Here is a 24,203-nt window from a genome sequence, read left to right as displayed (position 1 = left end):
GGCATGTAAATCCCTCTATTTTAAAACCTTAATCCATTGGCCTCTAGTTCTAGAAATATAATCATTATCATACATGGCTTCAGCTTGTACACCAGGCAAATAGTAATCTCCTAAATATGATGCGTTTAATAACACTCTAAATGTCTTCGATTTAAATCCAGATAACGTAAAATAATTGCTAATACTTGCATCTCTAATGTCTGTATAATCTACTGCAGAAGAAGTAGTATTATTACCAAACTCTGTAAAACGAGTATTTACAACTTCCCAACCAGATGGTAAAAATTGTGTCAGTGCTATATTTTGAACTGTTTCGTTTGTTGTATTTCTAACAGTTATTTCTGCAACAAAATTTGTTCCTTGAGATAAGCTTTCAACACCGATTCTGTAACCATCTTTGTTTTTATAAACTACATTTACATCAAGGTTTTTCTGAATTACTTTCTCCTCTCCTACTGGTAAAATCCCTCTATTATACACTCTTACATATAATGGACTTTTAGAACTGTTATTAATCACAAATGCATTATTACTCTTTAACGAATTCATATCCTTCACAAATAGTGATTTTGTTGTGTTTATTGATGTCTTGGTTCCATTCCAAGTATAATTTGCATTAATACCTGAATTTTCTCCATTCTTTAACGCATATTGAGCCATAGCCAATAAACCATATGAAGTTGTTTGAGTACTCATCCAACGATCACTAGATAAACTTTCAGCAATATCTTTTGCTAACTTTATCGATTGTACTTCATCTCCTGTTAAAGTATACGTTTCTAACGACATTGCTTTATCTCTAATTTCAGAACCATAATTGTAATAATATCTTCTGCTATAATCATTACTTGTAATTGATTTTAAAATAGATTCAGCTGTAGATTTTTTTCCTATTAATGCGTAAGCAGCTGCCAAACGTCTTTTTGTTGAACTCGATATTCCTGAAGTTTCTCTTAATCTATTCATTGATGCTAGATCTGGACTATTGGCTAAACTTAATGAATATAAGCGATAAGCCTGAGCAAATTCATTGTTATAATATTTTGAAGATTTTCTCCATTTTCTAGCTTCATTTTTCTGATATGTTAACCATTTGGCTTTAAATCCAATTGGTAATGCGTATCCTCTTTTTTCAGCTTCCAATAAAAAATGACCTGCATAAGATGTTCCCCAACTATTAGTACTTACTCCTCCTGGCCAATATGAAAGTCCACCATTTAATTTTTGAAATGATGATAATCTATTAATCGCTGCTTTTATATTTCGCTCTATTGATTTTTTCTTATCTCCAGATAATTCAAACAACTCTGGGAAATATAACTGAGGAAAAACACTAGACGTCGTTTGTTCTACACAACCATGTGGATAACGAATTAAATACTCCATACGACTTGTAAAATTCATTGGAGGTAATGTAGATAATTCTATACTTGCAGAATTCGTTCCTTTAGTACCGAAAGTTGCTAAATCTAATTGATTTTCTTCTCCTGATTTTAATACTAACTCCTTAATTTCGGTAGTTACTGGGTTTGGATTTAATACATCTATTTCTACTTCGTAAAATGCCTTTTCACTTCCTGAACTAGCTTCTACTCTTACTTTACCAATACCTTTAAAATCATTTACTTTTAAAGTAAAATATGCCATTTTTTCATCTGGCTGATTGAATTGTAATGTTTGTGTTGCTTTACCTTCAATACTAAATGAAGGATCTGGTTTAACCGTAACTTTTACATTCTTTACATTTTCTTTCATTGCGAAAACTGTTACAGGTAAAGTAACGGTTTCTTTTGGTGTGATTTTACGTGGTAAAGATGCTAATACCATTACAGGCTTTCGCACAAAAGCATTTTTTTCGTCACTTCCATAAGCTTCTTTAGTACCATTTGATGCAACAACCATCGCTCTTACTGAACCTACATAATTCGGAATTTTAATTTCATGAGTTTTTACTTCTCCTGAACCTAACTTAAAAGGCCCTAAAAACGAAACCATAGGTTTAAAACGATTCGCTTTCTTGTTTTTACTTCCTGCTTTAGCTTCATCTCCACCAATACTTAAAATCTGATTTACTTCTCCTCCATAAGCTCCAATAACATCGTCAAAAATATCCCAAGTTCTTACTCCTAAAGATTGTCTTGCATAAAATGTCGACCATGGATTTGGTGTTTTAAATCGAGTTAAATCTAATAATCCATCATCAACTAAAGCAATTGTATAAGTCATTGCTTTTGCATTCTTCTCTTTAACTCTAATTTTCGCAATACTTTCTGGCTTTAATTCATCTGCTAATTGAATTTCTGGTTCTAATTTAGTCTCTGGATCTTTCACCAATATCGGAATTGCTCCATACATTCGAATAGGCAAATCATTTTTTGTCTGAGAATGTTGTTGCAACAATGAAATATTTACAAATACATTTGGTGTGTATGTTTTTAAAACTGGAAAACTAAAATCTGTTTGTTTATCTTTTGTTTCTACCCAAAAATGATCTAAAACTTGTGTTCCATTTTCAATAGTAATTAAAGCTCTACCACCTGCTGATGAAGGAAATTTCACTGTAGCATTTTCATTTACATTATAGGATTCTTTATCACTTGAAAACACAAGCATTGTTGCATTTGTTTTGTCTTGACTTCCTCTTTTAGCTCCGTACCAAGAAGGCCAATCAAAATAAACAACTGCAGAAGTAACGTGTTTACTTTTTTTATCTTTTACTTTAATTAAATAACGTCCCCAATCATTTTTATCAATCTTTAAATTGAAAACACCTTTACCGTTTGCATCTGTGCGTACATTCTTTGAATCATAATATTCACGTTGAGTTGAACCATCGTAATAAGATAATCCGTCGCTAGAAGAACTCCACCACCATCTCCAACTTAACTTATAAACTTTTACGTCTAAATCATTTATAATTCCTTTTCCTTCTTCATTTACAGATGCTACATTAAAAGCATATTCTTGATCTGTAAATAAATAATTTTTAGACTGTTGTTCTTCTGCTAAATTTAATCCTGCATATGATTTGTATGGTGAAACTTTGGTACTGTACACATCTGTACTAAAATCACCTCCATTTTCATAAACTTTAGTTATAAAACTAGCACGAACCATTCCCGGTACTCTAGTTCCTAAATCTGCTTTTTTAGTAAAACTAACTTTACCTTCATTATCTAAATTTCCAGATGCAATTACCGAATTAGTCGTTATTAATCTTCTTGTAACATCATCAAAAACATAATTATCATACTTAGGAAATTTAGTTGTTGTTCTAGAAAACTTAGATTCTATATCATATTTTAAACCTCTTGCTATTGCTCCATGTAACCATTTTACCTCTAACTCACCATGAACAGGTTTTCCTGATTTTACAAACTTATCTTCTGTTTTTATTTTAATTTTTAAACGATTTGGTTTAATCGTTTCAACTTTTAATACTTTATTGAACTTGGCTGCACCTACATTCACTCTTAATTTCCAGTTTCCAGTGATGGCTTCTGCATCTGTTTTAGGCGCATAAGTGTATACATTTAAATTATTCTTCTGAACAATTTTTCGATCTGTAATTTTTCCTTGCGGATCAACCAATTCAAATTTAATTGGATGTTTTTCAGGAATTGGATTTGCTTTATCATTCAACACAAAAGTTAAAAACATTTTATCACCTGGTCTCCATACTCCTCTTTCTCCATAAATGTATCCTTTAATTCCTTTCTGCAATCTTGCGCCTGAAACATCAAACTTACTCATCGACAATGAATTTCCATCATTCAACTTTACATAAGTTGTGCTGTTATTATCAGATACTTTTGCAAAATATGCTCCTTTTACATCATCAAAAATTGCAACACCTTCCGCATTAGTTTTAGCAGAAACTACAATCTGCTGTTGCAGATTAATTAATTCAACTTTAGCACCGTTTGAAGGTTGAGTACTTAAAAGATTGGTTACTGCTACGAAAGTATTATCGTTATTTCCTTTCTTTACAATAACTCCTAAGTTAGAAGCTAATAAGTTGGTGCTAATTTTTTTATTCCTGTAAAATGATTTTTTACAAGGATCTTTGCGTTCATTCCAATTGTAATCGTCGTAATAATCATCGTAATAATAACCATAACCAGCACGATCGTAATTGCGTGTATCTACTTCTTTTTTCCCGAAAACAATAGTTGCATTACTTTCTTCACCATCACAAGAATAATTAGAGTATTCTTTGTGATACGATAATTCAACTCGATACATCGCTCCATTTTCAATAGTAACTAAGTCTGATAAATCTACTGCAAAAGCATTTGGCTTACTTAAATGTAATCCTTGATTCGCTAAATTGACTGTATATTTTGCAGTTGGTCTTCCTACATAACGAATATTACCTTGATTATTTAAATTGTTGTTTTGTAAAAATTGAAGAACGTTATTCTTATAAATTTTGTAAACAGTAGCATCTACAGCTTTTAAATTTACTGCTTTAAAGTTAATTTTTAAATTGTCTGAATTTGGTAAAATAGTTCCACTTTTAATGAAACTTAATTCTGGTTTTAATTGTTCAAAATATAAAGTTCTAACAACATTACTTTTTAAAGTATAACCTTCAGTATTTTTTATGCCTTTAAAAACTTCAATATCTACTTTATTACGAATAGAAGCTTTTGGGTATACACTTATAACATTATTCTTTATTTTGGTTGTAAAATTTTGTTTTTGAGTATTTACAAACTGAATTAATCCTTTTAAATTTTGATTTTTACTAATTGGATCTGAAAAGTTAATATCTATTCTTTGCTTATTCTCATTAAAAACATCGAACGACAATACTTTAAAATTTGATTTTCCTGTAATTACCATTTCACGTTCACCTTTCGAACTTGAATTAACAACTGCTCCATTCCAATTTACGTTTACAGTTTTATCATCAGGAAAACGTTGTAAACTATCAATCTTAAATCGTACCGCGTTTGTGTAAGTATCTGAAGTGATATCAAACTTTATATTTTTCTCTTTTCCGTTGTAATTTGCTTTTACTAATTCTGCTATTTTTTTTCCTTCGATTACATCGCTAGAAGTTAAACTTCCTTCAATGTAATACCAGTCTTTATTATAAATCGAAGGAGCTTGTAATGCTACACTAAACTGTAAAGGTTTTGTTTGTAAAGCAATTGTAAAATCCTGAAGAGATTTATCGACATTTCCGTATAATTTATCTAAATGAAGTGTAAGAGAATACTCTTTATTACTTTCTAATTTTTCCTCAGGCACAAAAGATAAAACAGTATTATTAAGTTCTATTTTTCCTTTTACTTTTGGACTCATTGTAATTACATCATCACCAATTTCTTGTGCATCTACTGTTTTGTTCAAGTAAAAATCTAATTTGGGTAAAACAGAAATCATTTTTTCTGGATAAACACTAATGTACTCCGTAAAACTGGTTACATCACTCTCTTTTACTTCTGTTTTCTTTTTACATCCTGTTATTAAAACAATAAGAATCAACACATAAGATGATAGTTTTTTGATCATGTTTTTTACAATTTTTTTCTAGTTAACTGATATTCAAAGTTAATAAAATACCAGTGAAATAGATTTTAGAATTCGTAAATTTGCTGTTTTAATTAGTTAACGGTATTTGAAGACATGTTAGGATTACAATTTGATACGGAAACTTCTTGGGTAGATGTTGCAAAAAATGGTTTGCAACAACTTTTAACCGATCATGCATTTGCAGAACAAAAAGCCGCCAGTAATGCAGTTTCTATAATTATAAATTACTCTGAAGAAACAGCATTAGTAAAAGATATGAGTGATATTGCTATTGAAGAAATGGAACATTTTAGAATGGTACATAATTTAATGGTAGACAGAGGAATGGTCTTAGGCCAAGCAACTAAAAATGATTATGCCTTAAAATTACAAGGATTCTTCCCTAAAACTCCTGATAGAACAGAAGCTTTAGTTCACAGACTATTAGTAGCTGCTTTAATTGAAGCTAGAAGTTGTGAACGTTTTAAAGTTTTTTCTGACAATATGGAAGATGAACAGTTATCTGAATTCTATAAAGACTTAATGATTTCTGAAGCAAACCATTACACTTTATTTTTAGGCTATGCCAGAAAGTATATGAACCGAGAAATTGTTGATCAGAAGTGGAATGATTTACTTGCTTTTGAAGCCCTTATGATGAAAAACAGAGGTATTTCTGCTAAAGTTCACGGATAAGATAAATCAATTCTTAAAAACCTAGATAACTATAATAGATGTTTAGCAAAGAAGAATCAGCTAAAATTAGGAAAGAATTCTGGACGAGCTTTGGTAAATCGTTTCCAAGAAAATGGGTATTGTACAATACAAAAATCAAAGGATTTGCATTTAAATTTCAAGCTGATCGAAAAAAAGCTTTTGTCTGTTTAGATTTTGAACATCCTGAAGAAGTTGCTAATGAGTTGTTATACGATCAGCTATTATCGTTACGAAAAATATTAGAATCAGAATATTTACCTGAAGTTATTTTTGACAACGCTTTTCAATTAGAAAACGGAAAATATATTCACAGAATATACGTTTTACATGAAAAGAAATTTAGTATCCATAATAAAAATACCTGGCGTGATTGTTATGAGTTTTTTGTAGAAACTATGACTCAGTTCGAAATGTTTTATTATGAGTACGAAGATTTTATAAAACAAGCCATTTAATAATCTTTATTATCTCCTTATGAAATTAATTAAAACTCTATTCTTTATTTGTTGTTTAGCATTTTTTTCTTGTAGTTTTAACGAAGAAAACGTTGATACTAGAGATCAAAACCTCGAAAATCCAACAAATGAAATTGAATACGAAACACAAATTTTAAACTTACTAAACAAACATAGAATTGATAACGGTTTAAGTCCATTAGAAATTTTAGATATTATAAAAACTCAAACCGATGCACATACAGATTACATGATTAGTAAAGGTGATATTTCTCATGATAATTTTAGTGATCGAAGTAATTATTTACAGCAAAATGTAGATGCAAAAAATATAGCTGAAAATGTAGCATATGGCTATGGTAATGCTCAATCTTTAGTTAATGGATGGATTAATAGTAATGGGCATCGTAGAAATATTGAAGGAGACTTTACACATTTTAATCTTACTGCTAAGAAGAATGATAATGGGACTTGGTACTATACAAATATTTTTATAAAAAAGTAATTGACAAAAAAAGCAGTGAAATTAATTTCACTGCTTTTTTTTATATATCTATTAACTTTTTTAGGTTAACATTCCTCCATCGACTGATAAAGTTTGCCCTGTTACATATGCGCTCATATCAGAGGCCAAAAACACACAAGCATCAGCAATATCTTTAGGAGTTCCACCTCTTTTTAAAGGAATTTCATTTCTCCAACCTTCAACTACTTTTTCATCTAATTTTGCAGTCATTTCAGTTTCAATAAAACCAGGAGCAACTACGTTACTGCGTATATTTCTAGATCCTAATTCCAAAGCTACAGATTTAGAAAACCCTAAAATACCTGCTTTAGATGCTGCATAATTAGCTTGTCCTGCGTTACCTTTTAATCCAACTACAGAACTCATATTAATAATTGAGCCTTTTCTTTGCTTCATCATTGGACGAATAACAGCTTTTGTTAAATTAAAAACAGATTTTAAGTTAACTTCAATAACTTTATCAAAATCATCTTCAGAAATACGCATTAATAAGTTATCTTTTGTTATACCAGCATTATTAACTAATACGTCAATACTTCCGAATTCTTCTAATACATTTTTAGCTAACTCTTGAGCTGCATCAAATTCAGCGGCATTTGACTGATATCCTTTTGCGTTTACTCCTAACTCTTTTAATTCATTTTCTAATGCTGTAGCTGCATCAACAGAAGAATTATATGTGAAAGCTACATTAGCTCCTTGCTTAGCAAATTCTAAAGCAATTCCTCTACCAATACCTCTTGTAGCACCAGTAACAATTGCTGTTTTATTTTCTAAAAGTTTCATTTATTAGTTGTTTTACAGGATTCAAATATAAAAATAAAAATCCTGCAAAAGATTACTTTTTAATAGGATTTTACTGCGTTTTAAAACTAAATATTACTGATTATTAAACTTAATAATTCTTGGGCTTGACAAATTTATAAGTAAGTATATTTTACTTATAAATTCTTTTAACTTGATTAACAATAGATTTCATTTTTAATTAAAAAAACCAATATTTAGTAAATATTGGTTTTTTATAATATTATTTTTAACAAATTATCCTCTTGACCATGCTTCGCCATCTACGTTTCCACAAGGATTTTCGGAAAGGGTATCTCCTCCATTTCTAATTTGCCCACTTCTACCATCAGCACATTGATAATACCATGTTCTACCTCCAGTAGTTTCTCTTAATTGATTTCTTGTTAATTCTTTTCCAAAATTTTTAATGTGATTCAATTTCATTTTTTTAAATATTTATTATAGGTTAATATTATCTCAATATAAAAAAAAATTAATATTTATAATAATAAGTTGAAAGGTTTATTAAAAAAGCCAATGCTATAAACATAGCATCGGCTTTAAAATTTTTTATGTATTTGAAATTAAGCTAAAACTTTTGCTACCATTTCTCCAATTTTAGCAGGAGATTCAACAACGTGTACTCCATTCTCTGCTAAAATTTTCATTTTAGCTTGTGCAGTATCATCTGCACCACCTACAATAGCACCAGCATGTCCCATTGTTCTACCAGCAGGAGCAGTTTGTCCAGCGATAAAACCTACAACTGGTTTTCTGTTTCCGTCAGCTTTAATCCAACGTGCAGCTTCAGCTTCTAATTGTCCACCAATTTCACCAATCATTACGATTGCTTCAGTTTCATCATCATTCATTAATAATTCTACAGCCTCTTTAGTAGTAGTTCCAATAATTGGATCTCCACCAATACCAATAGCAGTAGTAATTCCGTAACCTTGTTTTACAACTTGGTCTGCAGCTTCGTATGTTAAAGTTCCTGATTTAGAAACAATACCTACTTTACCTTTCTTGAAAATAAACCCTGGCATAATACCAACTTTAGCTTCATCTGGAGTGATAACTCCTGGACAGTTAGGTCCTACTAAAGTACAATCTTCTAATGCGTCGATATAAGCTTTAACTTTTACCATATCAGCAGTTGGGATACCTTCAGTAATACAAATAATTACTTTAATTCCTGCTTCAGCAGATTCCATAATTGCATCAGCTGCAAATGCTGGTGGTACAAAAATAATTGAAGTATCTGCACCAGCCTTAGTTACTGCTTCATCAACAGTATTAAAAACAGGCTTACCTAAGTGCTCTTGTCCTCCTTTACCAGGAGTAACACCTCCAACAATATTTGTTCCGTAGTCGATCATTTGACCAGCATGAAAAGTACCTTCACTTCCTGTGAAACCTTGTACTATAATCTTTGAATCTTTATTTACTAAAACGCTCATTGGTTTATTTTTAATTTTTAAGTCTAGCAAAAATAGTTTTTTAATTGAGGATAACCAATTAAATTATGGTTACTTTTTTGCTTTATTTACTTCGTTTTTTAAATGTATAATTTCTCTCATAGTTTGACGGTACTCTCTTTGCGGCGTACCAAAATAAACTCCTTTTTTCAAGGACTTCATTACTCCAGTTTGTGCCATTAAGACTGTACCTTTCTCTATGTTTAAACCACTAACAACACCTACTTGTCCCCAAATTGTTACTTCATCACCAATTACAGTACAACCTGCAATTCCGGTTTGAGCAGCAATAAGACACTTTTTGCCTATAATTGTATCGTGACCAACATGAACTTGATTATCAATTTTAGTTCCTTCTCCTACAGTAGTATCACCAGTAACACCTCTATCTATTGTACAAGAAGCACCTAAATCTACATTATTTTCAATTACAACTCTACCTCCAGAAACTAAAGGATCAAAACCTTCTGGTCTTTTCTTATAATAGAAAGCATTACTACCTAATACAGTATTCGAATAAATATTTACATTATCACCTATCACACAATTATTATTAATTGTAACATTAGCATGAATAATACAGTTTTTACCTATAATAACCCCTTCTCCAATAAAAACATTGGGTTGAATAATAGTTCCTTCACCTATAACAGCAGAATCAGAAATACTTTGTTTAGATGCAATAAAAGGGTTAAAATGTTTTGTGAGCTTATTAAAATCTCTAAAAGGATCATCTGAAATTAGTAGTGATTTACCTTCAGGACATTCAACTTCTTTATTAATTAAAATTGTGGTAGCTTCAGAAGTTAAAGCCTTATCATAATATTTTGGATGATCAACAAAAACAATTTCTCCTTTTTGAACAACATGAATTTCATTTAATCCTATAATTTCAAAATTAGGATCTCCAACAAAAGATACTTCTAACAGATTTGCTATCTGCTGTAAAGTTTGAACAGTTTTAAATTTCATATGAAAAAAATCCCGCAATTAAGCGGGATCAAATTTTTTTACTCTTTGATTCTTTCTGAATATACGCCTTTTTCAGTATCGATTTTAATTTTATCTCCTTCATTAATAAATAAAGGTACATTAACTCTAGCTCCTGTTTCTACTGTTGCAGGTTTAGTTGCATTTGTTGCTGTATTTCCTTTTACTCCTGGTTCAGTGTGAGTTACTTCTAATATTACGTGAGAAGGCATCTCTACAGATAAAGGTAATCCGTCTTCTGTATTAATTAAAATTGTAACTACTTCACCTTCTTTCATAAATTCAGAACCATCAACTACTTTTCTTTGTAAAGTAATTTGGTTATAGTCTTCTGTATTCATGAAATGTAAATCATCTCCTTCAGCATATAAATATTGAAATTTATGAGTTTCTACACGAACATCTTCTATTTTATGTCCAGCAGAGAAAGTATTATCAATTACTTTTCCTGAAGTAACACTTTTTAATTTAGTTCTAACAAAAGCAGGACCTTTACCTGGTTTTACGTGTAAGAATTCTATAATTTTAAATATATCATGATTATATTTTATGCATAATCCTTTTTTAATATCTGAAGTTGTTGCCATTGTTTTTTATATTAATTTGTTTTATAATATCCTTTCATTATACCTCTATGAGAATCTTTAATAAACTGAATTATTTCATCTCTTTCAGAAGTAGCTTCCATTTCTGCTTCAATAATCTCTATTGCCTGTGAATTATTGTAATTCTTTTGAAATAGAATTCTATAAATATCTTGAATTTCTCTAATTTTTTCTGTAGTGTATCCTCTTCTTCTTAAACCAATAGAATTAATACCTACATAAGATAATGGTTCACGTGCTGATTTAACATAAGGTGGCACATCTTTTCTTACTAAAGAACCCCCAGTAACAAAAGCATGGTTTCCTACGGAAGCAAATTGATGAACTGCAACCATACCTGCTAATACAACATTATCTCCAATGGTAACGTGACCAGCTAAAGTTGAGTTATTTGAGAAGATACAATTATTTCCCACTATACAGTCGTGAGCTATATGACAGTATGCCATAATAAGGCAATTATCACCAATTACAGTTTTTAAACGATCTGAAGTACCTCTATTTATAGTTACACATTCTCTAATAGTTACATTGTCTCCAATTATAACAACAGTTTCTTCATCGTTAAACTTTAAATCTTGTGGTATAGCGGAAACTACAGCTCCAGGAAAAATTCTACAGTTTTTTCCTATGCGTGCACCTTCCATTATTGTTACGTTAGAACCAATCCATGTACCAGAACCAATTTCTACATTTGCATGTATGGTTGAAAAAGGTTCAATAACTACATTTCTTGCTATTTTAGCTTGGGGGTGAACGTAAGCTAATGGTTGATTCATATTATTTTGCTTTAGAAATTTGTGCCATTAATTCTGCTTCTGCAACAAGTTTTCCATTGGCATAAGCATAAGCTTGCATATGTGCAATACCTCTACGAATTGGCGTTATTAATTCACTTTTGAAGATTAATGTATCTCCAGGTAATACTTTTTGTTTAAATTTAACTTTATCTATTTTCATAAAATAAGTTAAGTAATTTTCAGGATCTGGCACAGTACTTAATACTAAAACCCCACCAGCTTGAGCCATAGCTTCTACCTGAAGAACTCCTGGCATAACTGGAGCTCCTGGAAAATGTCCTACGAAGAAATCTTCATTCATAGTTACATTTTTCATTCCAACTACATGCTTATCTGACAACTCTAATATTCTATCAACTAATAAGAATGGAGGTCTATGCGGAAGAATATCCATAATCTGATGAATATCCATTAAAGGTGGCTGGTTTAAATCATAAGTAGGAACATTATTTCTTTTTTCCTTCTTAATGATTTTTGCTAGTTTCTTAGCAAAAGTAGTATTAACTAAATGACCTGGTTTGTTAGCGATAACTTTACCTCTAATTCTAGTACCTACAAGAGCCAAATCTCCAATAACATCTAGTAATTTATGTCTTGCAGCTTCATTTGCCCAGCGTAATTCTAAATTATCTAAAATTCCATTAGGCTTGATTTTAATATCATCTTTATTGAATGCTTGTTTAAGTTTTTCTGTAGTACTTTCAGAAAGTTCTTTATCAACATAAACAATTGCATTGTTTAAATCTCCTCCTTTGATTAAATTGTGTTCTAAAAGCATTTCTATTTCATGTAAGAAACTGAATGTTCTAGCTGAAGAAATTTCCTCTTTAAAATCTTGAATATGATCTAAAGTAGCGTTTTGTGTTCCTAAAACCTTAGTACCAAAATCTACCATTGTAGTCACTTGATACTCATCTGAAGGCATTAGAATAATCTCGCTTCCAGTACTTTCATCTTTATATGAAATAATTTCTTTTACTACATACTCTTCTATTTCAGCATCTTGATCTACTATTCCTGCTTCTTCAAGCGCTTCAATAAAAAACTTAGAAGAACCATCCATAATAGGTGGTTCAGAAGCATTTATTTCAATTAAAAGATTATCAATATCTAATCCCACTGCTGCTGCAAGTACATGTTCAGAAGTATTGATTTGAACACCATTTTTTTCCATGTTAGTACCTCTTTGGGTATCGATAACATACTCTGCTTTAGCTTCAATTATAGGTTGACCTTCTAAATCTACTCTTTTAAAAGCGAAACCATGATTGGTTGGCGCTGGTTTAAAGGTCATAGTTACTTCATTTCCTGTGTGTAATCCTACACCAGATAAAGTAACTTCATTTTCTATAGTTCTTTGTTGTTTACTCATTTTGGTTTTGTTGAGCCTTGTACTCTTTTTCTAGTTTATTTACGGTTGATACTATTTTTGGTAAATTTTTAAAATAAACATATGACTTATTAAAGTCTGAATACCCTATTGCAGGTGATCCTTGTACTACATCTCCGTCTTTTAAATTTCTTCCAATACCAGATTGTGCTTGGATCTTAACATTATTGCCAATGGTAATATGCCCTACAATCCCAACTTGACCACCAATCATACAGTTTTCACCTATTTTTGTAGAACCTGCAACTCCTGATTGAGAAGCAATTACAGTATTTTCACCAATTTCTACATTGTGAGCAACTTGTATTTGGTTATCTAGTTTCACTCCTGATTTTATAATTGTAGATCCTAAAGTAGCTCTGTCTATAGTACAATTAGCTCCTATGTCTACATAATTTTCTATTATTACGTTCCCAATTTGTGGAACTGCTTTGTATATACCATTTTCATCTGGTGTAAATCCAAAACCATCTGAACCAACAACAGTTCCTGAGTGAATTTTACAACCTTTTCCGATCACAGATTCAGAATAAATTTTTACTCCTGAAAAAATTGTTGAATCATCACCAATTTTTACGTTATCCCCTATGTAACTATTAGGATAAATTTTCACATTATTACCAATAGTTACATTCTCTCCGATATACACAAATGCACCTATATACTCATTGCTACCTATAGAGGCAGAACTTGAAACGTAAATAGGATTTTCTCTACCAACTTTATTATTTTTTACTTGATTGTAATATTCTAATAATGTTGAAAATGATTTATATGGATCACTTACTCTAATTAAAGTAGATGAAACATGCTTTTCTGCTATAAATTTTTCACTAACAATAGCTATTGAAGCTGATGTAGTGTATATATATGGTTCGTACTTTGGATTAGCTAAAAAGGTTAAAGAACCCTTTTGAGCTTCTTCAATTTTCGCAAGTTCAAATACTGTCTCCTCCGTATTTCCTTCAATCTCACCTTGTAAAATATCTGCGATCTGTTTTGCTGTAAACTCCATTAGGTGCAAAAGTAATTATTTTTTGTTTAGTTTTAATCTGTTGATCTAGATCAAAGCAAAATTCTTTGGATAACAATAAAAGTATTTAACTACAGGAACAGCTAATGTTTCTATATTTAAATTGTCTGAAGCTTTAGCTATATCTTTTAGCTTTCCTTTTTTTGTTAGTATTTTAATCGGAATAGATTTATTGTAAGCTTGATTTGAAACCGTATCTTCAAAAACGAAACAAGATAAATCACTTTCTCGATCACCTAACTTCTTCTTTACTTTAGCTTGAACTTTATTTTTATATTTTTCTGAAAAAGGTTTACTCTGTAAATCTAATTTCAGCAACTTTCTATTTACTAACATTTGTGATAGTTTAGAAAGCACAAAATCATCATTATCGCACCACTCTTTTATTGCTGACAAGACATCATAATCATCAAGTTTAGCAAACATTTCTAAAGTTTCAATATTAAAGTTTTCTTTATTGATTGGTGTTTTTAAGAAATAATCTAAAGCGCTATTCGCTGGTAAATCTTTCCCTTCTTTAGTTATAGTTTTTGCTCTTTGCAAAATCTTTACTAATAATGTTTCCGCAGATAAAGACGTTTTATGAAGATAAACTTGCCAATACATTAATCTTCTAGCAATTAAAAATTTCTCTACAGAATAAATTCCTTTTTCTTCTATAACAAGTTCATCATTTTTTACATTCATCATAGCTATCAATCGATCAGAAGAAATATTTCCTTCTGCAACTCCTGTATAAAAGCTATCTCGTTGTAAATAATCTAATCTATCAATATCTAACTGACTTGATATTAATTGATGAAAAAAGGTTCTTTCGTATTTACCTTCAAAAATCTCTATAGCTAAACTTAATTTTCCTTTAAATTCTTTATTTAATGCTTTCATGAAAAGTAACGAAATCTCTTCATGAGTTATTTCATTTACAATACTATATTCTAAAGCATGAGAAAAAGCTCCATGACCTATATCATGTAATAAAATAGCGATGCATAAAGCCACTGCTTCATCTTCAGAAATTTCAATATTCTTAGATCTTAATGCTTGAATTGCTTTTTGCATTAAGTGCATACACCCAATTGCATGATGAAATCGTGTATGATTAGCACCTGGATAAACTAAATTTGTAAGTCCCATTTGAGTAATTCGCCTTAATCTTTGGAAATATCGATGTTCGATAATATCAAAAATTAAGGAATTGGGGATAGAAACTAATCCGTAAATAGGATCGTTAAGTATTTTTAGTTTGTTAGTTTTAGACTTACTCAATATGTTGTGTTTTCTTTTTTTATGTGTTGAACAAAAGTATGTAAATATAAACAATGCTTATTTACGAACAACAAAAACATAAATATCTAAAATTTTAAGAGTTATTTATTTTTTTATGCGGTACTAAAGATTTAATTTGATCGTTCTTTGATAATAAATTAATCTTATGAGAAAAATTGATATCCTTTGGGTAGATGACGAAATAGATTTATTAAAACCTCATATATTATTCTTAGAGAAAAAGAATTATAAAGTTACTACATGTACGAATGGAACTGATGCTGTTGATTTAGTAGATGATATGAATTTTGATATCGTTTTTTTAGATGAAAATATGCCAGGAATTTCTGGTTTAGATGCATTAAATCTAATTAAGCAAAAAAGAGCTAATCTTCCGGTGGTTATGATTACTAAAAGTGAGGAAGAATATATAATGGAAGAAGCTATTGGTTCTAAAATTGCCGATTACTTGATAAAACCTGTTAATCCGAACCAAATATTATTGAGCTTAAAAAAGAATTTAGATCATTCTAGATTAGTTACGGAGAAAACAACTTTAAATTATCAGCAAGAGTTTAGAAAAATATCTATGGATTTATCTATGGTAAATTCTTATCAAGAGTGGATCGATCTATATAAAAGACTAATTCACTGGGAATTAGAATTAGAAAACATAGATGACTCTAACCTATTAGAAATCTTAGAAAGTCAAAAATCTGAAGCAAATACTCATTTTTTTAAATTCATTAAAAAGAATTACGAAGATTGGTTAACTAGTGACGACAAACCAACCATGTCGCATACACTGTTTAAAGATCTTATTGTTCCTAATTTAAGTAAAGAACAAGGTTTACTTGTTGTGGTAATTGATAATTTAAGATATGATCAGTTTAGAGTGTTAGAACCTCACATTAACAACTTCTATAGAAAAGAAACTGAACACTCTTATTTTAGTATACTACCTACTGCAACACAATATGCACGTAATGCTATTTTCTCTGGACTTATGCCTTCTGAAATGGAAAAAAGACATCCTAATTATTGGAAAAACGATACAGATGAAGGTGGAAAAAATTTATTTGAAAATGAATTTTTAACCGAACAAATCAAGCGATTAAACTTAAATATTAAACACGAATATTTTAAGATTACTTCTCTTAAAAACGGAAAAGATTTAGAAGAGAATTATAATGCCACAAAAAATAATGACCTAACTGTTGTAGTATATAATTTCGTTGATATGCTTTCTCATGCTAAAACTGAAATGGAAGTAATAAAAGAATTAGTTGGTGATGATAAAGCATACAGATCTTTAACTGTTAGTTGGTTTAAAAACTCTCCTTTACTTTCTATTATCCAGAAAGCAAGAGAATTGGGCCAAAAACTAATTATCACTACAGATCATGGAACAATTAACTGTAATACACCAACAAAAGTAATTGGAGATAAAAATATCAGTTCTAACTTAAGATATAAAACAGGTAGAAGTTTAAGTTATGAAAATAAAGATGTTTATGAAGTAAAGAATCCTAAAGATATTTATCTACCAAGTGTATCTATAAATAGTCCTTTTATTTTTACAAAAGAAGATTTGTTTTTTGCATATCCAAACAACTTTAATCATTTTGTAAAATATTATAGAAATACATATCAACACGGAGGTATTTCATTAGAAGAAATTATTATACCTTGCGCTATATATAATTCTAAATAATTTATGAATAAAAATTATTCGTTAGAAGAAATTGAAATGATTGCTAAAGAATTAATTAGCAATTCAAAACATAAAATTTTACTTTTTAACGGTGAAATGGGGGTTGGAAAAACTACACTTATTAAAGAAATCTGTAGAGTTTTAGGAAGTAATGATATTATCAGCTCACCTACTTTTTCTTTAGTAAATGAATATCACACAACAACAGATGACATCATTTATCATTTTGATTTTTATAGAATAAACCATGAAGAAGAAGCCTTAGATATTGGTATAGAAGAATATTTTGATTCAGGTCATTGGTGTTTAATCGAATGGCCTAATAATATTAAAAATTTATTACCTTTAAATGCTAGTGAAGTAACAATCACTTTAGCCGACAATAATCTAAGAAACATTCAACTTAACTAAATTAATGAGTTCTATCACACCATTTACTAAAGAGCAGCTACTTCCTCAACCTGAAATGCTAGAAATTAAGAAGCAAAAAGGCGAGTTATTTATAGGATTACCTAAAGAAACCAGATTAGAGGAAAAAAGAATAAGTTTAACACCTGACGCTGTTGCCGCTTTAGTAGCACATGGTCATAGAGTTGTTGTTGAAAATAACGCTGGAGAAGGCACTAATTATACTGACAGAGAATATTCTGAGGCTGGTGCTAAGATATCTTATGATATAAAAGAAGTTTTTGCTTGTAATTTGGTAGTCAAAGTTGAACCACCCACATTAGATGAAATTAAATTAATGAATCCACAATCATTTTTAATTTCTGCATTACAATTAAAAACTCAAGATAAAAAATACTTCGAAGCTTTAGCAAAAAAGAGAATTACTGCTATAGCATATGATTATATAAAGGACGAAGATGGTGTATATCCTGTTTTAAAATCGTTAAGTGAAATTGCAGGTATATCATCTATGCATATAGCAGCAGAATTAATGTCTTCTGCAAATGGAGGAAATGGTTTATTATTAGGTAATATAAGTGGTGTTCCACCAACAGATGTAGTCATTTTAGGAGCTGGAACTGTAGGTAAATATGCTGCTAGTACTGCCTTTGGTTTAGGTGCTCGTATAAAAGTTTTTGATAATTCAATTACTAAATTAAGAAAATTACAAGAAGCCATTCCTGGACCTATTTATACATCTACTGTTCAACCAAAGTCTTTATTAAAAGCATTAATGCGCTGTGATGTTGCCATAGGTGCAATCAGAGGAGTTGATAGATCTCCTATCATTGTTACTGAAACCATGATAGAACAAATGAAAATAGGCGCAGTTATTGTTGATGTTTGTATCGATAGAGGTGGTTGTTTTGAAACTTCTAGGGTTACCACACACAGTAAACCTACGTTTAGAGAACATGACGTTATTCATTATTGTGTTCCTAATATTCCATCTAGATATGCAAGAACAGCTTCCGTTTCTATTAGTAATATTTTAACTCCTTACTTATTAAACATTGCTGAAGAAGGTGGTTTTGAAAATGCTGCTAGGTTCGATAAAAGCTTACGAAATGGTATGTATTTTTATCATGGAATTCTAACAAATAAAACTGTTGGTGATTGGTTCGATATTCCTTTTAGAGATATTAATTTATTAATTTTGTAGTATTCGGTAGCGAAAACATAAATTCTGATCCTTTATTTTTTCCTTCTGAGAAAATCATAAGATGTGTACCATGCAATTCAATAATTTTTTTTGAAATAGCTAAACCTAAACCTCTACTTTCAATTGTATTTCCTGAAGTATACCACCTGTCTAAAACAGAATCAAGTTCGGTCTTTGTTATTCCTAAACCTGAATCTTTTATACTAACGATTATTTTATCTAATTTTGTTTCTAAAGATAAAGTTATACAACCTTTTTGGGGAGTGAATTTTAATGCATTATCTAAAATGTTTTGAATAACTCTTTCAATTAATAATTTATCTCCAAACACAAATTGATTTTCATCTAATTTACATATAACTTTTATCGAAATTTCTTTATTTTCAGATATCATCCCATAACGCATAACAATCTCATTTATTAATTTAGGTAAATTAAATTTCGTTTTGTTTAATTGTAATTCTTTTGCATCTAAATTAGAGTATTCATATAACTGATTAACTAAATCTGACAAGATGAAAGTACTTTTCTCTATAATTTTTAAAAAATCCTGTCTATTTTCTTTTGTCATTTTTATTTCATTTCCACTTAAAGTTTCTGCATATCCCCTTATAATTGTAAGTGGAGTTCTAAGATCATGCGAAATATTTGCTATTAGTTCTTTTTTAAAATTATTAATTGATTTTATCTCTTCTATATGGTAAGCAATAGTATCTGCCATTTCATTAAAAGTTGTTGCTAAAATTGACAAATTTGTAGTAGAAGCCTCTGGTATTCTACTTTGTAAATTCCCTTCTTTAAAATTATTCACATGATGAATTATAATCAGTAAACTTTTTGAAATGAAAAATATACTTAAAAAACCTACTACTAAAGATAAAAATGTAGTTATACATATTGTAGTGATAGTTAATTTAGAAAAATAAGATTTAAATAAGCTAGTACAAATCTGTTCAAAATCATGACTAGCAAGTAAAACATATATATAGCCTTGCTTTCCATTATTATTAAATGATGCTGCTGAAAATATTTTTCTTTCAGAAGTATTTTTAGGATCATCTCCTAAAATATATTCATTTTTATTTTTAATAAACTCTCGAATAGGAATCAAATCTACTTTTTTTATAGGTTCAAACTCATCTGAATGATCTAAAACCACTGAATGCAGTACTACTCCTTCAATATCTAACAAATACACTTCAATGGCCCTATTCACAGCCATCATATCGTGCATTACATCGTCAAATAACTCAACATTAACATCTCCATTTTCTAAAAAAGGTGCTGTATTTTTAAATTTTTCTTCAATTAAATGATTTGCTACATTAGCATTTAAACGTTGTGTTGTTTGACTATAAAATCGATTCAATAAAAAGAACGTTATCGATATATAAATTATACCAATTATTAAAATTATAAGTAGAAAAGAAATACTTAATTTAACAATAAATCTATTAGACAATGATCGGTATTTGCTCATCTAAATAGGATGTTAATGATTCATTAAACTTATAACCAACTCCCCACTCTGTTAGAATATATTTAGGATTAGTCATATCATACTCGAGTTTACTTCTTAATCTATTTATATGTGAATTTACAGTATGCGTATATCCTTTAAAGTTATATCCCCACACAAGCTGTAAAAGAGTGGACCTACTATAAATTTTACCAGGATTATTTGCGAATAAAGTCAATAAATCAAACTCTTTTGGAGAAAGATTAATTCTAGAATTCTTTTTATAAACTATTCGTTTAGGAATATTAATAGATAAATCATCAAAAACCAAAGTCTTATTAATATCTAAATTAAAATTGTATTCGTATCGTCTTAAAACAGCTTTAATTCTAGCCATTAACTCTCTAATTCCAAATGGTTTGGTCACATAATCATCTGCTCCAAATTCAAGACTTAAAACTTTATCTAGTTCATCAGTTTTTCCTGTAAGCATGATAATTGGAACTTCTTTTTTTTGACGAATTCTTTTACAAACTTCAATTCCATCGAGTTTAGGTAAAGTAATATCTAAAAGAATTAAAGCATATTCATTAGTTATTGCCAAATCGAGTCCTTGAGTTCCATCAAAAGCTAATTCTGCGACATAACCATGATTTAAAATGTTAATTTTTAAAAGATTTGAAACTGACTTATCATCATCTATAATTAATATTTTTTTCATTTGAGAGTAGATTTATTCGGGGTTGCGCTAATATAAAAAAATTAAAATGTTACATATATTTTATACTTCTGTGATACTTCTGTGATACTTTAAAAAGTTATTTGTTCTTGTAAAATTGAACTGCAGTTCTTCAATTTTAGTATTAACCTTTATTAAAATAGATCATGAAAAAATCAATTATCAATGATGATAATAACTTCTCTTTGATTTTAAAAGAAAAAATCAATCTACAACGAAAACAGATTAATTTAAAGGAAATTAAACATCTATCATCAGAAGATCAAAACTTATTTATTGAATATGGAATAGCTCCAACAATCGATACTCCATACAAAAATGTTATTCATGCTTTTGAATATTGGGTATCAAAAACACCTGGTAATATTGCCGCAACTTTTCAAAATTTAAGTATTACATACAAGCAACTTGATGATGAAGCTACAATACTTGCTTTAATCTTAAAACAAAAAGGCATAAAAAGAGGTGATAAAGTAGGTTTGTATACACATCGTTCTTTAGAAATGTTAATTGGAATTATAGCTGTTTTAAAATTAAGAGCTGTATATGTTCCCCAAGATCCAAGAATAGTTCCTAAAAACATGCTCAGTGAAATCACTAAACTTAGTGATATTAAAATCATTTTAACGCAATCGGATTATTCTGAAAAGTTAGACTTTTTCAAAAACGACAATCTAATTAAAATAGATATAGAGTTAGAGAAAGATATCTATAAGAACCTATATGGAAATATCAGATTAATTCATCATGTGAATGATGACACTAACAATTCTTGTTTCATTTTATTTACTTCTGGAACAACAGGAACTCCAAACGGTGTAGAAGTAACACATAAAAACTTATGTAATATTCTATATAATGCTCCAGGTAATCTTGGTATTTCTCCTGGAATAAAGGTTGCTCAAATTTTAAATATCTCTTTTGATATGGCTGCTTGGGAAGTTTTAGGCTGTTTAGGAAATGGTGGAACTTTACTAATCCGTGGAAAAGATATTGAAGAAACCGCTAAACAAGCCAATGTTATTATTGCTACTCCTACTATTCTTACCACTATAGATGCAGAACAATGTCATGAAATTAAAACTGTTGCGGTGGCAGGAGAACCTTGTCCTGTAATTTTAGCTAATACTTGGTCTAAGAAATGTGATTTTTACAATTGTTGCGGACCAACGGAAACTACTATTGTGAATACCATGAAAAAATGTGTTCCAAACAGTTATGAACTTTCTATTGGAAAACCAACACCAAATAACACCGTTTATGTATTAGACAATGATAAAAACCCAATAAAAATTGGCGATGTTGGCGTAATGTGGGCTGGTGGCGATTGTGTTACTAAAGGATACATCAATAACGACAAACTAAATAAAACTCGATATGCTAAAGATATTTTTTTGAAAGGAGAGAATATGATGTTCAATACTGGTGATTTAGGAAGATGGGATGAAAATGGAGAATTAATTCATTATGGAAGAATTGACGATCAAGTAAAAATTAAAGGTTTTCGTGTAGAACTTGATGCTATAACTAAAATCATCGAAAACTTTAATGAAGTTAAACGAGCAGTTACTTTGAAACATAAAAATCATTTGGTTTCTTTTATTAGTTTGACTGATCAAAAAGCTACTGAAACTCTTTTGAACCATATAATTGAAGCTATAGAAAGAGATTTACCTTATTATTATGTACCAAGTGAATTTAAGTTTTTAAATGAACTTCCGAAGACTTCTAGAGGTAAAATAGACAAACGTAAAATTAGAACTTCCTACTTAAAATAAGCAATCATGAATACGATAATTTTACCACCAAAAAAGAGTTTTCTATATCGATTAGGAAAACATCCTTTGCTTATTCCCTACAAACGATTATTTATTTTAATCACGTTAATAAACTTTATCGTTTTTTACAAAGGATTAATTTCATGGAATTGGTTTAATCCAGAAAGCATAGCTATTTATAAGATTTCTAGAGTAATTCTTTTCAATTTTACACTCGCGATATTAATTCGACAACAGTATGTAATAAATCTTTTATTTACAATAGCTACAAGTGTTCCAAAACATTGGCCTTTGTTTATTCGAAGAAAATGTGCCAAAGTATATCATTTTGGCGGTTTACACAGCTCTAGTGCAACTATGGGAACTTTATGGTACTTTGTGTTTGTTTGGGGGATTTATAAGAGTTTATCTAACAATGTATATCAAATCAATAATCCTATAGTAATTATTACCACATTCATCTTGGTATTATTAGTTACTATTGTAGTTATGGCTTTGCCAAAAATGAGAGCCAAATATCACAATCAGTTCGAAATTACTCACAGAATTGGTGGCTGGTCAGTTTTAATATTATTCTGGGTTCAAATGTTATTATTTGTACGACTAGAATCTCCTTCAATTCCTTTGTGGAATAAATTAGATTTTTGGATTTTAATTGTTCTAACCGCAAGTGTAATAATTCCGTGGTTACGTTTAAAAAAAGTAAATATCAATATCGATAGTCCTTCTAATCACGTTGCCTTAACTAGCTTCGATTACGGAGTTACACCTTTTGCTGGTTCATCTACAGCATTGAGCAGAAATCCGTTATTAGAATGGCATTCATTTGCAAATGTTCCTGCTCCCGATAAAACTGGTTTCCGCTTAACTATTTCTAGAGCTGGAGATTGGACTGGAAAATTCATTTCAGAAAAACCTGATAAAATTTGGGTGAAAGGAATTCCTACAGCAGGCGTTGGAAATGTAGATAAATTATTCAAAAAAGTAATTTGGGTTGCTACCGGAAGCGGTATTGGTCCGTGTTTACCACATTTATTACTCAATGAAACTCCTTCAGTTTTAATTTGGTCTACTCGATCTCCTGAAAAAACATATGGAGAAGCATTAGTTAATGAAATTAAAAATGTACAACCTAATGCTATTATCTGGAACACAGATGAACATGGAAAACCTGATTTGGTAAAACTTGCTTATAAGGCCTATAAAGATTTTAATGCTGAAGCTGTAATCTGTATTTCTAATCAGAGTTTAACGCAAAAAGTAGTTCATAATATGGAATACAGAGGAATTCCAGCTTACGGAGCTATTTGGGACTCTTAATAATCACAAAAC

General features: G+C 29.9%; 20 protein-coding genes. 8 read left to right on the top strand and 12 right to left on the bottom strand.

Annotation, left to right across the window (positions count from 1 at the left end):
- Positions 1-15: 15 nt before the first annotated feature.
- Positions 16-5,523: an alpha-2-macroglobulin family protein gene (locus ACSIGC_RS00920; RefSeq protein ID WP_442266307.1), complete on the bottom strand. Its 5,508-nt coding sequence runs from the start codon at positions 5,521-5,523 to the stop codon at positions 16-18.
- 114 nt (positions 5,524-5,637) lie between these two features.
- On the opposite strand from ACSIGC_RS00920, the gene ACSIGC_RS00915 reads away from it, so the two are divergent.
- From ACSIGC_RS00915 to ACSIGC_RS00905, 3 genes are read left to right on the top strand one after another with little or no spacing between them, the layout of a single operon-like run.
- Complete coding sequence (locus ACSIGC_RS00915; protein WP_442266306.1) at positions 5,638-6,219, top strand: tRNA-(ms[2]io[6]A)-hydroxylase; 582 nt, start codon at positions 5,638-5,640, stop codon at positions 6,217-6,219.
- A 38-nt stretch (positions 6,220-6,257) separates the two neighbouring features.
- Entirely contained in the window at positions 6,258-6,695 is a 438-nt protein-coding gene (locus ACSIGC_RS00910) for a DUF4268 domain-containing protein (protein WP_442266305.1), read from the top strand.
- A 19-nt stretch (positions 6,696-6,714) separates the two neighbouring features.
- Positions 6,715-7,200: a CAP domain-containing protein gene (locus ACSIGC_RS00905; RefSeq protein ID WP_442266304.1), complete on the top strand. Its 486-nt coding sequence runs from the start codon at positions 6,715-6,717 to the stop codon at positions 7,198-7,200.
- 60 nt (positions 7,201-7,260) lie between these two features.
- On the opposite strand, the gene fabG is transcribed toward ACSIGC_RS00905, so the two are convergent.
- From fabG to ACSIGC_RS00860, 9 genes are all read right to left on the bottom strand, one after another.
- Positions 7,261-8,007 carry a 3-oxoacyl-[acyl-carrier-protein] reductase gene (fabG, locus tag ACSIGC_RS00900; RefSeq protein ID WP_442266303.1) on the bottom strand — a complete coding sequence of 249 codons (747 nt, stop codon included), beginning with the start codon at positions 8,005-8,007 and terminating at the stop codon, positions 7,261-7,263.
- Between the two features lie 255 nt (positions 8,008-8,262).
- A complete protein-coding gene (locus tag ACSIGC_RS00895) occupies positions 8,263-8,451 on the bottom strand; it encodes a hypothetical protein (protein WP_442266302.1) in 189 nt (62 codons plus the stop codon).
- 140 nt (positions 8,452-8,591) lie between these two features.
- A complete protein-coding gene (sucD, locus tag ACSIGC_RS00890) occupies positions 8,592-9,467 on the bottom strand; it encodes a succinate--CoA ligase subunit alpha (protein ID WP_442266301.1) in 876 nt (291 codons plus the stop codon).
- A gap of 69 nt (positions 9,468-9,536) precedes the next feature.
- The gene (locus tag ACSIGC_RS00885) at positions 9,537-10,457 is read right to left on the bottom strand and encodes a UDP-3-O-(3-hydroxymyristoyl)glucosamine N-acyltransferase (protein WP_442266300.1); all 921 of its coding nucleotides are present in this window, start codon (positions 10,455-10,457) and stop codon (positions 9,537-9,539) included.
- A gap of 38 nt (positions 10,458-10,495) precedes the next feature.
- Positions 10,496-11,062: an elongation factor P gene (gene efp / locus ACSIGC_RS00880; protein WP_442266299.1), complete on the bottom strand. Its 567-nt coding sequence runs from the start codon at positions 11,060-11,062 to the stop codon at positions 10,496-10,498.
- An 11-nt stretch (positions 11,063-11,073) separates the two neighbouring features.
- Positions 11,074-11,859, bottom strand: coding sequence for an acyl-ACP--UDP-N-acetylglucosamine O-acyltransferase (gene lpxA, locus ACSIGC_RS00875; RefSeq protein WP_442266298.1), 786 nt, complete (start codon positions 11,857-11,859; stop codon positions 11,074-11,076).
- 1 nt (position 11,860) lies between these two features.
- Positions 11,861-13,252: a bifunctional UDP-3-O-[3-hydroxymyristoyl] N-acetylglucosamine deacetylase/3-hydroxyacyl-ACP dehydratase gene (locus tag ACSIGC_RS00870; protein ID WP_299679259.1), complete on the bottom strand. Its 1,392-nt coding sequence runs from the start codon at positions 13,250-13,252 to the stop codon at positions 11,861-11,863.
- Positions 13,245-14,285: a UDP-3-O-(3-hydroxymyristoyl)glucosamine N-acyltransferase gene (gene lpxD / locus ACSIGC_RS00865; RefSeq protein WP_442266297.1), complete on the bottom strand. Its 1,041-nt coding sequence runs from the start codon at positions 14,283-14,285 to the stop codon at positions 13,245-13,247. The genes ACSIGC_RS00870 and lpxD overlap by 8 nt, the downstream gene beginning before the upstream one ends.
- 45 nt (positions 14,286-14,330) lie before the next feature.
- Complete coding sequence (locus ACSIGC_RS00860) at positions 14,331-15,569, bottom strand: HD domain-containing protein (RefSeq protein WP_442266296.1); 1,239 nt, start codon at positions 15,567-15,569, stop codon at positions 14,331-14,333.
- Positions 15,570-15,735: 166 nt separating this feature from the next.
- Between ACSIGC_RS00860 and ACSIGC_RS00855 the strand changes: the two genes are divergently transcribed.
- From ACSIGC_RS00855 to ACSIGC_RS00845, 3 genes are read left to right on the top strand one after another with little or no spacing between them, the layout of a single operon-like run.
- On the top strand, positions 15,736-17,283 hold the full coding sequence (locus ACSIGC_RS00855) for a PglZ domain-containing protein (RefSeq protein ID WP_442266295.1): 1,548 nt from the start codon (positions 15,736-15,738) through the stop codon (positions 17,281-17,283).
- Positions 17,284-17,286: 3 nt separating this feature from the next.
- Positions 17,287-17,694 (top strand): tRNA (adenosine(37)-N6)-threonylcarbamoyltransferase complex ATPase subunit type 1 TsaE, encoded by a 408-nt coding sequence (gene tsaE / locus ACSIGC_RS00850; protein WP_442266294.1) that lies wholly within the window; start codon positions 17,287-17,289, stop codon positions 17,692-17,694.
- 4 nt (positions 17,695-17,698) lie between these two features.
- Positions 17,699-18,895 (top strand): alanine dehydrogenase, encoded by a 1,197-nt coding sequence (locus ACSIGC_RS00845; RefSeq protein ID WP_442266293.1) that lies wholly within the window; start codon positions 17,699-17,701, stop codon positions 18,893-18,895.
- On the opposite strand, the gene ACSIGC_RS00840 is transcribed toward ACSIGC_RS00845, so the two are convergent.
- Together ACSIGC_RS00840 and ACSIGC_RS00835 are read right to left on the bottom strand one after the other, a co-directional pair.
- On the bottom strand, positions 18,876-20,264 hold the full coding sequence (locus ACSIGC_RS00840) for an ATP-binding protein (RefSeq protein WP_442266292.1): 1,389 nt from the start codon (positions 20,262-20,264) through the stop codon (positions 18,876-18,878). The genes ACSIGC_RS00845 and ACSIGC_RS00840 overlap by 20 nt on opposite strands.
- 85 nt (positions 20,265-20,349) lie before the next feature.
- On the bottom strand, positions 20,350-21,075 hold the full coding sequence (locus tag ACSIGC_RS00835) for a response regulator (RefSeq protein WP_442266291.1): 726 nt from the start codon (positions 21,073-21,075) through the stop codon (positions 20,350-20,352).
- Between the two features lie 164 nt (positions 21,076-21,239).
- Here ACSIGC_RS00835 and ACSIGC_RS00830 point away from each other — a divergent pair, with 164 nt between their 5' ends.
- Together ACSIGC_RS00830 and ACSIGC_RS00825 are read left to right on the top strand one after the other, a co-directional pair.
- A complete protein-coding gene (locus ACSIGC_RS00830; protein WP_442266290.1) occupies positions 21,240-22,871 on the top strand; it encodes an AMP-binding protein in 1,632 nt (543 codons plus the stop codon).
- Between the two features lie 6 nt (positions 22,872-22,877).
- Entirely contained in the window at positions 22,878-24,191 is a 1,314-nt protein-coding gene (locus tag ACSIGC_RS00825) for a hypothetical protein (RefSeq protein WP_442266289.1), read from the top strand.
- The last annotated feature ends 12 nt before the right edge of the window (positions 24,192-24,203 follow it).

This window comes from Tenacibaculum aquaeponti (genome assembly GCF_052084715.1).
Taxonomy (GTDB): domain Bacteria; phylum Bacteroidota; class Bacteroidia; order Flavobacteriales; family Flavobacteriaceae; genus Polaribacter.
Note: the sequence above shows the minus strand (reverse complement) of the source record. Positions and strands in the feature narration are given on the sequence as shown.

Bases quoted from the DNA above. Each gene is read 5' to 3' on its own strand.
- ACSIGC_RS00920 (WP_442266307.1), bottom strand. From the start codon at position 5,523: ATGATCAAAAAACTATCATCTTATGTGTTGATTCTTATTGTTTTAATA.
- ACSIGC_RS00915 (WP_442266306.1), top strand. From the start codon at position 5,638: ATGTTAGGATTACAATTTGATACGGAAACTTCTTGGGTAGATGTTGCA.
- ACSIGC_RS00910 (WP_442266305.1), top strand. From the start codon at position 6,258: ATGTTTAGCAAAGAAGAATCAGCTAAAATTAGGAAAGAATTCTGGACG.
- ACSIGC_RS00905 (WP_442266304.1), top strand. From the start codon at position 6,715: ATGAAATTAATTAAAACTCTATTCTTTATTTGTTGTTTAGCATTTTTT.
- fabG (WP_442266303.1), bottom strand. From the start codon at position 8,007: ATGAAACTTTTAGAAAATAAAACAGCAATTGTTACTGGTGCTACAAGA.
- ACSIGC_RS00895 (WP_442266302.1), bottom strand. From the start codon at position 8,451: ATGAAATTGAATCACATTAAAAATTTTGGAAAAGAATTAACAAGAAAT.
- sucD (WP_442266301.1), bottom strand. From the start codon at position 9,467: ATGAGCGTTTTAGTAAATAAAGATTCAAAGATTATAGTACAAGGTTTC.
- ACSIGC_RS00885 (WP_442266300.1), bottom strand. From the start codon at position 10,457: ATGAAATTTAAAACTGTTCAAACTTTACAGCAGATAGCAAATCTGTTA.
- efp (WP_442266299.1), bottom strand. From the start codon at position 11,062: ATGGCAACAACTTCAGATATTAAAAAAGGATTATGCATAAAATATAAT.
- lpxA (WP_442266298.1), bottom strand. From the start codon at position 11,859: ATGAATCAACCATTAGCTTACGTTCACCCCCAAGCTAAAATAGCAAGA.
- ACSIGC_RS00870 (WP_299679259.1), bottom strand. From the start codon at position 13,252: ATGAGTAAACAACAAAGAACTATAGAAAATGAAGTTACTTTATCTGGT.
- lpxD (WP_442266297.1), bottom strand. From the start codon at position 14,285: ATGGAGTTTACAGCAAAACAGATCGCAGATATTTTACAAGGTGAGATT.
- ACSIGC_RS00855 (WP_442266295.1), top strand. From the start codon at position 15,736: ATGAGAAAAATTGATATCCTTTGGGTAGATGACGAAATAGATTTATTA.
- tsaE (WP_442266294.1), top strand. From the start codon at position 17,287: ATGAATAAAAATTATTCGTTAGAAGAAATTGAAATGATTGCTAAAGAA.
- ACSIGC_RS00845 (WP_442266293.1), top strand. From the start codon at position 17,699: ATGAGTTCTATCACACCATTTACTAAAGAGCAGCTACTTCCTCAACCT.
- ACSIGC_RS00835 (WP_442266291.1), bottom strand. From the start codon at position 21,075: ATGAAAAAAATATTAATTATAGATGATGATAAGTCAGTTTCAAATCTT.
- ACSIGC_RS00830 (WP_442266290.1), top strand. From the start codon at position 21,240: ATGAAAAAATCAATTATCAATGATGATAATAACTTCTCTTTGATTTTA.
- ACSIGC_RS00825 (WP_442266289.1), top strand. From the start codon at position 22,878: ATGAATACGATAATTTTACCACCAAAAAAGAGTTTTCTATATCGATTA.